The organism is Microbulbifer sp. MI-G (genome assembly GCF_030440425.1).
Taxonomy (GTDB): domain Bacteria; phylum Pseudomonadota; class Gammaproteobacteria; order Pseudomonadales; family Cellvibrionaceae; genus Microbulbifer; species Microbulbifer spongiae.
Genome location: NZ_CP098023.1, coordinates 2896607 through 2910000 on the forward strand (window position 1 = coordinate 2896607; position 13394 = coordinate 2910000).

11 protein-coding genes, 2 rRNA genes, 1 pseudogene and 1 other annotated feature are annotated in these 13394 nt (G+C 49.6%); of the genes and pseudogenes, 2 read left to right on the forward strand and 12 right to left on the reverse strand.

Going from position 1 to position 13394, the window contains the following annotated elements; translation table 11 throughout:
- Positions 1 to 135 precede the first annotated feature (135 nt).
- The 7 genes from M8T91_RS12160 to M8T91_RS12190 all read right to left on the reverse strand — a co-directional run bounded on the left by M8T91_RS12160 (position 136) and on the right by M8T91_RS12190 (position 3680).
- Positions 136 to 453, reverse strand: coding sequence for a phage virion morphogenesis protein (locus M8T91_RS12160; RefSeq protein WP_301414430.1), 318 nt, complete (start codon positions 451 to 453; stop codon positions 136 to 138).
- A 124-nt stretch (positions 454 to 577) separates the two neighbouring features.
- Positions 578 to 1027, reverse strand: coding sequence for a phage tail protein (locus M8T91_RS12165; protein ID WP_301414431.1), 450 nt, complete (start codon positions 1025 to 1027; stop codon positions 578 to 580).
- 89 nt (positions 1028 to 1116) lie between these two features.
- Positions 1117 to 1275, reverse strand: a complete 159-nt coding sequence (locus M8T91_RS12170; protein WP_301414432.1) for a hypothetical protein — start codon at positions 1273 to 1275, stop codon at positions 1117 to 1119.
- Positions 1276 to 1279: 4 nt separating this feature from the next.
- Entirely contained in the window at positions 1280 to 1678 is a 399-nt protein-coding gene (locus M8T91_RS12175; RefSeq protein WP_301414433.1) for a hypothetical protein, read from the reverse strand.
- A gap of 93 nt (positions 1679 to 1771) precedes the next feature.
- Positions 1772 to 2452, reverse strand: coding sequence for a hypothetical protein (locus M8T91_RS12180; protein ID WP_301414434.1), 681 nt, complete (start codon positions 2450 to 2452; stop codon positions 1772 to 1774).
- Positions 2382 to 3053 carry a hypothetical protein gene (locus M8T91_RS12185; protein WP_301414435.1) on the reverse strand — a complete coding sequence of 224 codons (672 nt, stop codon included), beginning with the start codon at positions 3051 to 3053 and terminating at the stop codon, positions 2382 to 2384. Before M8T91_RS12185 ends, M8T91_RS12180 begins: the two co-directional genes overlap by 71 nt.
- A 303-nt stretch (positions 3054 to 3356) precedes the next feature.
- Positions 3357 to 3680, reverse strand: coding sequence for a hypothetical protein (locus tag M8T91_RS12190; RefSeq protein ID WP_301414436.1), 324 nt, complete (start codon positions 3678 to 3680; stop codon positions 3357 to 3359).
- Between the two features lie 1153 nt (positions 3681 to 4833).
- Between M8T91_RS12190 and M8T91_RS12195 the strand changes: the two genes are divergently transcribed.
- Entirely contained in the window at positions 4834 to 5886 is a 1053-nt protein-coding gene (locus M8T91_RS12195; RefSeq protein WP_301414437.1) for a DMT family transporter, read from the forward strand.
- A 272-nt stretch (positions 5887 to 6158) separates the two neighbouring features.
- Here the strand turns inward: M8T91_RS12195 and M8T91_RS18955 are convergent, their stop codons facing one another.
- From M8T91_RS18955 to M8T91_RS12205, 3 genes and pseudogenes are all read right to left on the reverse strand, one after another.
- Positions 6159 to 6245 (reverse strand): integrase core domain-containing protein, encoded by an 87-nt coding sequence (locus tag M8T91_RS18955; protein WP_367317772.1) that lies wholly within the window; start codon positions 6243 to 6245, stop codon positions 6159 to 6161.
- Positions 6246 to 6276: 31 nt separating this feature from the next.
- A protein-coding gene (locus tag M8T91_RS12200) for an IS3 family transposase (protein ID WP_301414438.1) occupies positions 6277 to 7493 on the reverse strand; the annotation gives its coding sequence in 2 pieces (ribosomal slippage) (positions 6277 to 7205 and positions 7205 to 7493; 1218 coding nt in all).
- Positions 7099 to 7215 (reverse strand) — a sequence feature (AL1L pseudoknot). Its footprint overlaps the gene before it by 117 nt.
- A gap of 52 nt (positions 7494 to 7545) precedes the next feature.
- Positions 7546 to 8543: pseudogene (locus M8T91_RS12205) on the reverse strand (IS3 family transposase); the annotation flags it as partial.
- Between the two features lie 605 nt (positions 8544 to 9148).
- Here M8T91_RS12205 and M8T91_RS12210 point away from each other — a divergent pair.
- The gene (locus M8T91_RS12210; RefSeq protein WP_301414439.1) at positions 9149 to 9928 is read left to right on the forward strand and encodes an alpha/beta fold hydrolase; all 780 of its coding nucleotides are present in this window, start codon (positions 9149 to 9151) and stop codon (positions 9926 to 9928) included.
- A gap of 270 nt (positions 9929 to 10198) precedes the next feature.
- On the opposite strand, the gene rrf is transcribed toward M8T91_RS12210, so the two are convergent.
- Positions 10199 to 10314 (reverse strand): 5S ribosomal RNA (gene rrf, locus M8T91_RS12215).
- Positions 10315 to 10514: 200 nt separating this feature from the next.
- Positions 10515 to 13394, reverse strand: a 23S ribosomal RNA gene (locus tag M8T91_RS12220).

Genomic DNA, 13394 nt, shown 5'->3' on the forward strand with positions numbered 1-13394 from the left:
CCTGTGTGTATTTTACGGGAAAATTCTACTTTTGGTTCCGGTGGGTTTTCGGGGTGATTACCTATCGTCTTCATCACACAGGGATATTTCCTCCCCAAAATAGCAACATTAGCTTCAATAGATTTCGGCCGGAATTCAGCCCGCCAGGTGCTTCAACAACAAATCCCGCTCCAGCTCCTGATCGTCAGCGCTGAACCCCACCAGCTCGCGAGCGGAGTAGCGGATACCCCGCTCTCGAAGGCCATAGTGGTGGACTCTGGCCACACCTGCGGTACGACCGAAGAAACCAGCGCTGAAACTATCTGTAGAGACGCGGAGTTTGAGATGTTTGGCAGTGCGCAGTTTCGGGAACATTTTGCCGCGGCGATTCAAGTGGCCGGCCTTGCCGCGCAAGTTGTAGGGCTTGCTGGAGGCAAAGGCGCTGGCGCTGGTGGCGGCGCAGTTCGATACCAATAGTGCACGCCAGCTTGCGCCGCTCGGCGGGGGCCAGTTTGGCCAGCAGGGGGGCGGCCCAGATCTCCAGTTGCTGCAGGGAATCAGCCACCGACCTGGCCCTCACTGATATCCCATTCGGCGATCAACTCGTCGCGCAGGTAGAGTCGCTAGTGGGTGGCCGGCCAGGGGGGTCCTCCTGGGGCTCGGGGTAGTGCTCAACCGCAAAGCCCCCGCCCTCCCTGGGGATTACGCCCACGCGTTCGGTAAGCGAGATCTCGACAGAGAGATCCATTTTACCTTGATCAAGCAGTTCCGCTTCAAAATGGATCTGATCGTGCAGGTCCGGGTTGTGGAACAATTCCGGCTGCTGCTCGCTGATCCATACCAGCAGCGGTACCACCACCGCATCCAAATGGCCAGCGTAGTCGGTGAGTAACACATTGAGGGTGTAGAGGTACTCGAAGGCAAAACCGGGGACGCCTGTACTGATCAGTGCGCCCCGGTCGAGAAAGGCCTTGAGGATTTCGGGGTTGCACCGCAGGTGGGGGACCGCTGCTTTCATAAAGGCGCGCAGGCTGTCGGGCTTGATCATTTGAAAAGGTTCGTAATTGCAGCCTTGATACCGGTGTCCAGCAGGGTGCAGGCGCCGGTAAACACAAACAGCAGCAGCACGCGGCGAGTTCAGGTTTCGACCTGTTCATTTGCTTTGCGTTGGGTGCGCAGATAGACAATATCTTTCTGCATTTCACGCACGTCTTCCGGTTCCATCCCCTGGGCCACCATAATTTCCACATGGAGCGCGCGGGCGATCTGTTCCACTTCCTGCGGTGTCAGTGCCATGCCCTTACCCTTTTCTGGCCCGGAAAATTTCCGCAATAAACGGGCAGATATTTTTCACTACGCGCTCGCCGAATAAAAATCTCAGAACCAACAGGTTGATGGCGATCAACGCGGTCTCCTGTTTTTCCGTGAGGGTCCAGCGAGCAAACCAGGGCCAGTCCAGATACAAGGTGGCGAAGCCCCATAAAGGGCGCTGGCTACCGCGCAGAAACAACATCGTGCGACCGAGGATGGAGATCTGCTTCAGGTCGGCGGCACTGCCTTCCAGTTCCCGGATACACCGGGTGAGCGCCTGCTCGGCTTGCAGGGCGGCCTGGTCAATCTGTGCGTGCCGCTGAATTTCCAATTGCTCGAAGGCAAGCCGCGCGGCCTGTTTGTCGATGGGGCTGATCAGCATGATCACAAGGCTCTCAATGCCCGTATACCATAGGCCTCTGTATTTAACAGTATTATTCTCGCCCTCGATGTGTTATTGATTAAGAGATGGGCTCGACATCTATGCTGGCCCAGGCTTTTTAATAGTAATAAAAAGTCCCATATGATCAGTCATTGAAACAGCCACTTTGGACTCCTTGACTAAAGAACCGATGTTTTGCGACCAATAGCCGTGAGTCTGCAATGCAACTGTTTTCGTATTGTATGCGGCAATATCAAATATTTTGGTTTGGACCGAGTTGGTACCATTCAATGCCAAATCATAACCATCCAGTGGGGAAATCTTGGACGAAAAAGCTTTAGACGCCAAATCTAGATTTGGATTATGTGCATAGACAAAATGTGAATCTTTAATTACATTGTTAAGTGCTTGGAGGGTTAAAGGTTCAGAATGTTGGTTTGTGTCACCCATAACAATATCAATATTTCCCAGGTTTTTGCCATTAAGGAATTGATTATTGATTTTTTTATAGAAGTCTTTTACTTTCGAAAGCTTTTGGCTAAATGCGTTTGGTACATGCACGAACACAACATTAAAACCATTGATCCTTATTCCTAAATAGCCCGGACCTTCGCAGACTTTCTTACAGTTTCGAGTCGGTAACGCGTTGGTATCTTCAGATATTTTAAGCTTTTTATGGTTTATAGGTTGATTGAATTCTTGGGTTAGCTTAGCTTTTTTTGGGTGGGGGGAGGGGAGCTGGTCTGTAAGCAGCGAAAGAGTTGCAGGCCTTCGGCGCACGATACGATGCCACTAATTCGCCATTGATCTTATTCAAAAACCCCCAGGCCTGTTTGGCTCCCTCAAACTCTCCTAGCACTAATAAGTCAGCCCTTTGTTGACCATTATTGCGCATAATAATCTGCTGAATTTGTTCCATTTTTTGCCCAATAAATAGTCTGGCCTGATCGTTTTCAACATATTTCCTGGGTGAACGTTTACGCTTATGTTTACCTGATTGAGGTTCCTGAGGGTCATAAAATTTCTTATCTGCCTGACGGATTAGATTGGCTGGACCAGACACTGCTTTCCCCGGTTCCTCTTTTAAAGTAGGCAATTCAAGGTAGGTGCCGGGATTCTCCCAGACATCCCCTTCCGCAGGCTCGTGTTTGAACTTATCCTTAAACTTCTTTCTTTCCTCATCCTGCTTTGCCTTAGCTGTAAGGTCTCTAGCGCCTTGAATTTTAGCAAAGTTTGCATGTGTTCCTCGGGTAAACGTTTGTCCCGCACAAGGCCTGACTTGTTCCTCATAGATATCTTCCTGAGTATAGTCTTCCGAAAATTCCGTTCTTATCTTCGATGAATTTGCTTGGAGGGATTGATAACCGATAGTAGTATACATAACAGAAACTCACTTTTAGGATAAGGTATTGGTTGAAACTAACAATTTTAACCCTTGGCCCTTAGAAAAAATTCATTATCCAGGTTCGCAACCGAGAACTATTCAAATATAGAACCGAACGCTGATTACCAGGCCCAGTAACGAATTACTCCTAAGTACCATAATAAATCAATTAATTTGATTTTTTCGAGTAATGGCATCGCCGCCTAAGCTTGCATAGCTGCCAACTATAACTACTTGGTTATCTACGTCAAATGGCATGGCCCTAATTCAATAAGTAATACTGGTGTGTCTCACGTTGGATCAGAAAGTGAATATGTGAATCTCGTCACCGACGAACACGGTTACAGGCCCTGCTCGTCGTTTTTGCCGGCCGCGACTCACCACCTCAAAATTGCTCACAATGTCGTCATGAGAGGTGAAAGTGATTTCGTCGCCATCCCAGCAATGGGCCAGGCGGCAGGTAGTGCGATGTAGCTCATCCTCACCACACTCTTCGAGTACAGACGCGTTGTGGCCCAGCTTTAACAGAAAGGCGAGTGCTTTCTCTCTTGCGGTGATGCGCTCCTCTAAATACAAATTTTTTTGGGTAACGATAATCAGTAGCAGAAGGTGCAGCCATTGCATCGTGGGACTTGATTCCCTTGCCCTTGCTTTAGCTGTGACCAGGTGCCCCCTGCTAGTGGACCGCCACTGCAGTACCGTCGTTATTGCCATAGTGCATACAGTCACGACCTTTGGCCAACGCCAAGAGTTTAGGTTGAGCCTTATGCACTTTTTTATTGCGTCCTGAATATTGACAACCCAAGACTCAATATCATTTTCCTGACGCAATACAGGGTTTGTCGTCGGATCGCGTATCTGTTCACTTGTTAGGGGGACTTTCCGCCACCAGTGCTCTGCCTAGCTGTGTCTTGAGGAATTCCACGACTTCACTCTGTACGCTTTGCTTGTCCATCCTTCTCTCCTGTATGGAAAGCTGCGGTTCAGAAACTGATCTCTCCCGGCTGTTACACCACTGGGCAAGTGTCGCCATTCCCAGTATACAGAAAGCCCAAGCACACAACAGTCAGTACAAAATCCATGGCCAGCTATCAATACTATTTAAACTATCTCTTTGTTGAAGATGATTTACACCCCACTACATTTCGATCAGAAATAATGTTCCATTCCAGCGATTGCATTTTTGCGGAGTTTTTCTGGCACTATGTCAACCGCCTCGACTACTCGAAGACAGGCGTTCAGCTCGCGTCCTCGAAATCTGCTCTGCCACTTGAGGAGGCTGTGATTTTAATAAAGCAATATGAACATCACCCAATCATTTGGCAGTCTCAGCCTGAATAGCGAAAGTATCTCTCGTTGAATGCTCTGGTCATATCAGTACAAACTGAATCTTGGCCCCAATGTCTCTTACTCCCGAAATGGTAACCAGGAAAGCCGCTAGAATTCTGTCACAAAGGGTCAGCATATCCAGCCGACGCCACCACTTCTCTGTAGCCTCCATCGCCCTTCTAGCGTGGTGTATTCGGGCTAGCCCCGTGAAGCGGGGGCTCGGTTCAATTAATCTGCATAGCACTCTTTGCCACTAGCTTTGCACAACTGGCAAGTTGGGCGGGTTCGCTGGATCTGCCTCAAGCTCCATCAAGCGAATGGGTCAGATTTGGTCTAAACTGATCCAGGTCAGACTGACCTGCTTTCCTACTAACCGCAGGTAGAAGCATGCCTGGAATAGAACGAGGTAGATGCGCTGGAGTTATCCGCAGCGCTCAAAGGATACAAAATGGAAAATCAACCCGTCGTAAAAAGCACTCGATTTTGGCTATGGATCTCGATTCTAATTTTTGCTGCCTCCAACTCAGTCGTTGCAAAAATCGGAGAGCTAGGAGCCGGTCATCCCATCCATGGGAATAACCCCATCTCTTTTTGTAACCTCTTGTTCGCTGGAAATCTTTTAGCGGGTATCACACTTTTTATCATCTATAGGAAAGATTGGCGCCTCAGTGTCTTAAAACAGTACCCTTTCAAAGACTGGTTTTACATGCTTGTGCTTATCCTGATGTCTGGAGTTCTGGCCCCTGCCTTCTTCTTTATTGCTCTAATGATCACGGAAGTGACCAATGTCGTTTTAATCTCAACACTAGATGCTCCCTTAGGACTCTTGATAGCTTATATTATGTTTCGGGAGAGGCCTACAGGGTTCTCAATAGTAGGTGCCCTTGTTGTATTGATTGGTGTTATTGCTATTTTTGCCCTAAATCAACCTCCGATGGAAAGGCAGATGACCATGAAAATGCTGGACGTTGGAAATCCTGCAGTGAACCAATTCCTACAAACCTTTCCCAAAGCTGGAGAAATTTTAACTGCTATAGCAACACTCTTGGGAGTCATTGCCGTTCAGGTGAGCCGAAAACTACTTGATCGTGTCCCTATTGGCGTCTTTTCAGTCTTCCGCATGCTTGCAGGGGTGATCCTCTTTTCGATCATAGTCCTCTCTGTATTTGGCCCCAACCACTTTGAAGATCTCCTTTCCCCTTTCCTCTGGGTGTGGATGCTTGTATATGGAGCGATCATTATCGTTTTTGGGCAGATCACCTGGTTTAAAGGGCTCCAAGGAGGGGCGAGCTCTGCTGATATCTCTATCGCGACAGCCATCACTCCCGTTGCCGGTACCTTCTTCGCCTTTCTTATCCTGCAAGAGATTCCCAACTTTGCTCAAATCGTTGGAGGAATCATCATCATGGCAGGAATAGGGGTCTCATTACTCGGCCAATATCGTGAACAAAAATCCGTCGAAATGAGATATGAAAAGCCGTGCTCATTTAAGGGTGTATAGCGCTCTCAAGCGGCGATACATTGAACTGACAGGCACTGCCAAATCAACAAGGATCGTCAGATCAAGACGCGCCAGATTTCTTTCTGAAGCACCGAGGAAAAATGCTAAAGTAGACTGATAACCATCTTACCACGTGAGCACTTCACCCTTGATGAAGTCAGTCAAATATATCGTTTCCGTTGACTAATCAATCTGCTTCTTAAGAAAAAAATTATATGCAAATTGACCTTTCCCCAGCATTAGTACCATTCGCAGGATGAAATTCCGGTACATTACGCCACCTTTTGAGCAAACTCAACTGGTGGTATATAGCCGAGTGAGCTGTGCGGCCTGATGGTATTGTAGTGTTCTTGAATCACCCCGAGTTTGTCGGAGGCAATTTGATTTGAGTCATGCCGCTTGGGCAGACTCGGTTTGTTGATAATATAGGTTTTCGTATTCAGCTGGAGGCATATCGCCAATTGGCCCAAGAATGCGGCGATGGTTAAACCAGTCGACCCAGGTCAAGGTTGTATGTTCAACCTCATCCAGCCCTTTCCAGGGACCTGCCCTGTGGATGACCTCCGCCTTGAATAAACCGTTGATAGTTTCTGCCAGTGCGTTGTCGTAGGAGTCGCCGACACTGCCGACTGACGCCTGAAAACCCGCCTCACTAAGCCGCTCGGTATATCGAATTGACAGGTACTGACTACCTCGATCACTGTGATGGGTAACGCCACGGGGCTTACCTCGTGCCCAGAGTGCCTGCTCCAGAGCATCAAGCACAATGTCGGTTTGAAGGCTCTTTAATACGCGCCAACCAACGATGTAGCGGGAGAATACGTCGACAACGAATGCGACATAAACAAAACCAGACCAAGTTGCGACATAGGTTATGTCGGCCACCCAAAGCTGGTTGGAGCGCTCTGCCGTAAACTCGCGATTCACCAGATCCAGCGGCTTATCGGCCAGCTCATCCGGGATAGTCGTAACGCAACGTTTGCCTCTTCGAACACCTTCCACTTGCAGTACCTTCATCAGCCGTTCAACTGTGCAGCGGGCGACCTTTACGTCTTCACGGTTAAGCTGCTTCCAGACCTTGCGTGCACCATAGACGCGGTGGTTTTCTTCGTAGATCCGCTGGATCTCGGGCTTCAGCTCATCGTCACGTTGAGCGCGCGCACAGCGTTGCTCTGGATTGGCCTGTAGATGCTTGCAGCGGTAAAAGGTCGACGGTGCAATCGGCAGAACCTCACAGATTGACTCGACACCGTGCGCCTCACGTTCCTGGTCAATGAATGCCACCATTACTTCGGTTTGCGGTCGAGCTCCGCCTGGGCGAAAAAAGCGGCAGCCTTGCGCAAGATCTCGTTAGCGCGCTTCAGCTCACGGACTTCGCGCTCCAGCTCTTTGAGGCGGGCTGCGTCGCTGCTGGTGGTGCCGGGTTTAGTACCATTGTCGACTTCCATCTTGTTGACCCATGATCGTAGGGTCTCGGGTGTGCAGCCGATCTTGGAAGCGATAGATGTGATCGCTGCCCAGCGTGATTGGTGCTCGTGCTCGCCGGTCAACACCATGCGAACTGCGCGTTCCCGTACTTCGGGGGAGTATCCAGGTCGTTTGCTCATTGGCTAATTCTCTCAAGAAAGTTAGCCTCCGAGAAACCCGGGGTGATTCATCTCGCCACTGATCGATTTCCCAGCGAGCTTCTTCCAGTGTTCTGAACCAGTGGCGATTCAAACACGCATTCCTAAACTTGCCGTTAAGACTTTTCACAAATGCATTCTGCGTTGGCTTTCCTGGTTGGATAAAGCCCAGACCAACACCAGATTCACGGCTCCGGAAGAACATCGCCTTGCTGGTAAACTCGGTGCCGTTGTCACACACAATCTTCGATGGTTTACCTCGCTGCTCGCAAAGCTGCTTCAGGAATCGAGCCACGTGCTGTCCACTAATGGATGTTGAGACCAGTTGGCCCACCATCTCGCGAGAAAAATCGTCAACGATGTTCAATACACGGAAGCGACGGCCGCTGCTTAACTAATCCGATACAAGGTCCATGGACCATCGTTGATTCGACTTGACGGGCACCTCCATTGGTTGCCTTGGCCGTTGGAGCTTCTTCCGTTTCTTTGTGCGGACCTGAAGGTTCTCTTCGGTGTAAATTCGATAAGTACGCTTCCTGTTGACTACCAGTCCTTCAGCTTTAAGCATGCCATGCAGCAGTAAATAGCCGTAGGCTGATTGCCCAACGGCTAATTCCGTCAGTCGAGCCCGCAAGACATGATCATTTGCAGATTTGGCTTTGTATCGATATGCGGTTCTGCCAATGCCCGCAAGCTGGCAGGCTAGTCGCTCACTCAGCTTATGCTCTGCAATCATGTGATGAGCAACCTGCTTCCTGCCAATGGGCTTCACCACTTTTTTGAGAGCACATCCTTCATTGCCTCGACTTCGAGCAGCTTGTCAACCAGAAGCCGCTTAAGTTTGTTGTTCTCGGCTTCCAGCTCCCTCAGCCGCTTGGCCTCATTGACCTCCAGGCCTACGTACTTGCTTCGTCAGTTGTAGAAAGTACCCGTGGATATGCCGAGATTACAGCAGATATCATCATCCTTGGTACCCGCTTCGTGCTCCTTGATGGCCTTGATGATTTGTTCTTCTGTATAACGCTTCTTCATTGTGAGATCTCCATCCCGTTAGGTTAATTGAAAATCTCATCGAGATCGTGGTGTTAATTCAGGGGGAAAGGTCACAGTCAAAACGACGTCTAAAGCGCCACAGGCCAGAACCCTCGAAGGAGCCTGTTTGCAGCGTCAGGTCTGGCCTATGGGTTTGATGCACAACCACTTGTCAGATGGCCGTCAGTGCCGGGTGCTGAATCCGCTAGTGGAATGGCAATCAAAATCCAGTGTTGTAGGTATAATAGTGGGCTGGAGTTTATTAGTCCTGAATTTATTGAGTGGACTAAGAGACACAACATTCGCATTGAATTCATTCAGCCTGGTAATCCATAGCAAAACACTTACATTGATATGCCAATAAACTATACGCTGCAGTTGGATGACCAAGCACCTGCTCGAAATCTTGAAAGGGGTTCAGGAATATGCAGCGCAGTGGATATGATTTTACAATCACCGGCGACCGCACAAGGCTAATGGTGGAAAGCCAGCACGAATGGCAATAAAAGCGCTAGTTTTACCTTCGGTAAAAAGCGGGAAGGCTACCGTTGCCTTTGCGCCAAGCGTAATAGTCGCTTTCAGGGCACAGGAGTATATGCAAAACAATGCAATCCCATCTTATTGATTTAAATGGACAAATTACTGAATATGTTTTACTTGGCAAGACGGGGCCAGTCATTGTTTTAGAGTCTGGCCTTGGCGATACTTTGGAAGTATGGAGACAGTTTATTGAAAAAAGTGACATCCAGGGAAGATTCTGTCTTTATAACAGGGTCGGATATGGGAAAAGCAAGTCCAGAAATCTTAAAAGAGACGGACTGACTATTGCAAAAGAACTTAAGATACTGCTCCATGGGCTCCGGTTGGAGCCCCCATATATCTTAATTGGCCACTCTTTGGGTTGTGCATTTGTAAAAATTTTTGCGGGTTTGTACGCTGATGAGGTTAATGGGATACTGTTAATAGATCCTATGGCCGCAGAAATGGACGAATTATGTAGAATAAATGCTGTGAAGGGTTGGAAGCAATCGAAAATTAAAAAATTTTTAGCGTCTATATTTTTATCCAAAGGAGCTAAACGGGAATTAAGTTACAGGGAGACCAGTTTAAAGCAAGCAAAAGAAAACAAGAGTATAATAAGCCCTATTCCAGTAACAATTATTAGCGCCGGCAGAGGGATGGCCATGTATTCAAAAGAGATACAATATCAATGGATTCACTCCCATGACCTTGTAGCACATAGTATCCCAGGCTGCACTCATATAATTACAGAAAACTCTCAGCATCACATACAAATAGATCAGCCAGAAATCATTGTTAAAATGCTAAAAAAACTGTTGCACACTGCAACTGCTAACACGGCATTCCAGCGCGCTGGACGATAAATAAATGCTGAGTCAATTTTTTAAGCAATAAACAAAGAGCCAGCTAGCGAATTTGAAAAGGTTGGAAGAAAGCTCAAGGTGAGGCGGAAAGGATCAGAGCCCTGCAATAGAAACCTCACAGTAGCCCCAGTGTATGGCAAACCCCACTCGCCACCCTTGGCCTTGGCGCCCCAGGCCCGCACCTGCGCTGCCCGGCAGCAAATACCAGTTCCATATACCCCAAAAAACAAAACCCCCGCAGGCTTCCCTGCAGGGGTTTTCTCTTTAAAAGCCTGACAGTGACCTACTCTCACATGGGGAGACCCCACACTACCATCGGCGATGCTGCGTTTCACTGCTGAGTTCGGCAAGGGATCAGGTGGTTCCACAGCTCTATGTCCGTCAGGCAAACTGGCTCCGGGTGGCGTTGGTCTTAAGAGCCTTAACTCTGCCCGCCGTGTTATCGCTGTTTGCCTCGGTCAGTGTGACCGGCGATAACCCCAAATCATTCGGTAAAACACCCTGTAGTAATACACCGCAAGCCGCCTGTTGTGTGCCTTTCTATACACAATCCACTCGCTCAGTCGCCAGTAACCATCTCTGTTGTATGGTCAAGCCGCACGGGCAATTAGTACTGGTTAGCTCAACGCCTCACAACGCTTCCACACCCAGCCTATCAACCTGGTAGTCTTCCAGGGCCCTTCAGGACTCTCAAGGAGTCAGGGAGATCTTATCTTGAAGGAGGCTTCCCGCTTAGATGCTTTCAGCGGTTATCCCGTCCGAACATAGCTACCCGGCAATGCCACTGGCGTGACAACCGGAACACCAGAGGTTCGTTCACTCCGGTCCTCTCGTACTAGGAGCAACTCTTCTCAAATCTCCAACGCCCACGGCAGATAGGGACCGAACTGTCTCACGACGTTCTAAACCCAGCTCGCGTACCACTTTAAATGGCGAACAGCCATACCCTTGGGACCGGCTTCAGCCCCAGGATGTGATGAGCCGACATCGAGGTGCCAAACACCGCCGTCGATGTGAACTCTTGGGCGGTATCAGCCTGTTATCCCCGGAGTACCTTTTATCCGTTGAGCGACGACCCTTCCATTCAGAATCGCCGGATCACTATGACCTACTTTCGTACCTGCTCGACATGTCTGTCTCGCAGTCAAGCGCACTTATACCATTATGCTCATTGCATGATTTCCGACCATGCTGAGTGCACCTTCGTACTCCTCCGTTACTCTTTGGGAGGAGACCGCCCCAGTCAAACTACCCACCATACACTGTCCTCGATCCGGATCACGGACCTGAGTTAGAACCTCAAACATACCAGGGTGGTATTTCAAGGACGGCTCCACAATAACTGGCGTTACTGCTTCAAAGCCTCCCACCTATCCTACACAAATAGGCTCAAAGTTCAGTGCAAAGCTGTAGTAAAGGTTCACGGGGTCTTTCCGTCTAGCCGCGGGTACACTGCATCTTAACAGCGATTTCAATTTCACTGAGTCCCTGGTGGAGACAGCGTGGCCATCGTTACGCCATTCGTGCAGGTCGGAACTTACCCGACAAGGAATTTCGCTACCTTAGGACCGTTATAGTTACGGCCGCCGTTTACCGGGGCTTCGATCAAGAGCTTCGCCTAAGCTAACCCCATCAATTAACCTTCCGGCACCGGGCAGGCGTCACACCCTATACGTCCTCTTACGAGTTTGCAGAGTGCTATGTTTTTAATAAACAGTCGCAGCCACCTGGTCACTTCGACCGGCCTCAGCTTAGGGAGCAAGTCCCATCACCAAAACCGGCGTACCTTCTCCCGAAGTTACGGTACCATTTTGCCTAGTTCCTTCACCAGGGTTCTCTCAAGCGCCTTGGTATTCTCTACCTGACCACCTGTGTCGGTTTAGAGTACGGTTCACTATTGCCTGAAGCTTAGAAGTTTTTCCTGGAAGCAGGGCATCAACCACTTCGTCTCAAAATAGAGACTCGTCATCAGCTCTCAGCCTTAAGGACCCGGATTTGCCTAAGTCCCCAGCCTACAACCTTAAACATGGACAACCAATCGCCATGCCGGCCTAGCCTTCTCCGTCACTCCATCGCAGCAATAGCAAGTACAGGAATATTAACCTGTTCCCCATCGACTACGGCTTTCGCCCTCGCCTTAGGGGCCGACTAACCCTGTCCCGATTAGCGTTGGACAGGAACCCTTGGTCTTCCGGCGGGGAGGTTTTTCACCCCCTTATCGTTACTCATGTCAGCATTCGCACTTGTGATACCTCCAGCCAACCTCCCGGTCAACCTTCAGCGGCTTACACAACGCTCCTCTACCATGCTCCTAAGAGCATCCGCAGCTTCGGTTACCAGTTTGAGCCCCGGTATATCTTCCGCGCGGGCCGACTCGACTAGTGAGCTATTACGCTTTCTTTAAAGGATGGCTGCTTCTAAGCCAACCTCCTAGCTGTCTGGGCCTTCCCACATCGTTTCCCACTTAACTGGTATTTGGGACCTTAGCTGGCGGTCTGGGTTGTTTCCCTTTCCACGACGGACGTTAGCACCCGCCGTGTGTCTCCCGCGATTGCACTCCACGGTATTCGGAGTTTGCATGGGGTTGGTAAGTCGGGATGACCCCCTAGCCCAAACAGTGCTCTACCCCCGTGGGTGAGACGCGAGGCGCTACCTAAATAGCTTTCGAGGAGAACCAGCTATCTCCCGGCTTGATTAGCCTTTCACTCCGATCCACAGGTCATCCCCTAATTTTTCAACATTAGTGGGTTCGGTCCTCCAGTTGATGTTACTCAACTTTCAACCTGCCCATGGATAGATCGCCGGGTTTCGGGTCTATTGCCTGCAACTAAACGCCCTGTTAAGACTCGGTTTCCCTACGGCTCCCCTAAACGGTTAACCTTGCTACAGACAATAAGTCGCTGACCCATTATACAAAAGGTACGCAGTCACCCCGTAGGGCTCCTACTGCTTGTACGTATACGGTTTCAGGTTCTATTTCACTCCCCTCTCCGGGGTTCTTTTCGCCTTTCCCTCACGGTACTGGTTCACTATCGGTCAGCTGGGAGTATTTAGCCTTGGAGGATGGTCCCCCCATGTTCAGTCAAGATAACACGTGTCCCGACCTACTCGTTTTCACGTTAAATGCCTTTTCGTGTACGGGGCTATCACCCTGTATCGCGGAACTTTCCAGATCCTTCCACTAAAACATAAAACGCTTAAGGGCTAATCCCCGTTCGCTCGCCGCTACTAAGGGAATCTCGGTTGATTTCTTTTCCTCCGGGTACTTAGATGTTTCAGTTCCCCGGGTTCGCCTCACATACCTATGAATTCAGTATGTGATACCTGTAAACAGGTGGGTTTCCCCATTCGGAAATCCCTGGATCAAAGCTTGTGTGCCAGCTCCCCAGGGCTTATCGCAGGCTCCTACGTCCTTCATCGCCTCCAGCTGCCAAGGCATCCACCGTATACGCTTAGTCGCTTGACC

Bases quoted from the DNA above. Each gene is read 5' to 3' on its own strand.
- M8T91_RS12165 (WP_301414431.1), bottom strand. From the start codon at position 1,027: ATGATCAAGCCCGACAGCCTGCGCGCCTTTATGAAAGCAGCGGTCCCC.
- M8T91_RS12170 (WP_301414432.1), bottom strand. From the start codon at position 1,275: ATGGCACTGACACCGCAGGAAGTGGAACAGATCGCCCGCGCGCTCCAT.
- M8T91_RS12185 (WP_301414435.1), bottom strand. From the start codon at position 3,053: ATGTATACTACTATCGGTTATCAATCCCTCCAAGCAAATTCATCGAAG.
- M8T91_RS12190 (WP_301414436.1), bottom strand. From the start codon at position 3,680: ATGCAATGGCTGCACCTTCTGCTACTGATTATCGTTACCCAAAAAAAT.
- M8T91_RS12195 (WP_301414437.1), top strand. From the start codon at position 4,834: ATGGAAAATCAACCCGTCGTAAAAAGCACTCGATTTTGGCTATGGATC.
- M8T91_RS12210 (WP_301414439.1), top strand. From the start codon at position 9,149: ATGCAATCCCATCTTATTGATTTAAATGGACAAATTACTGAATATGTT.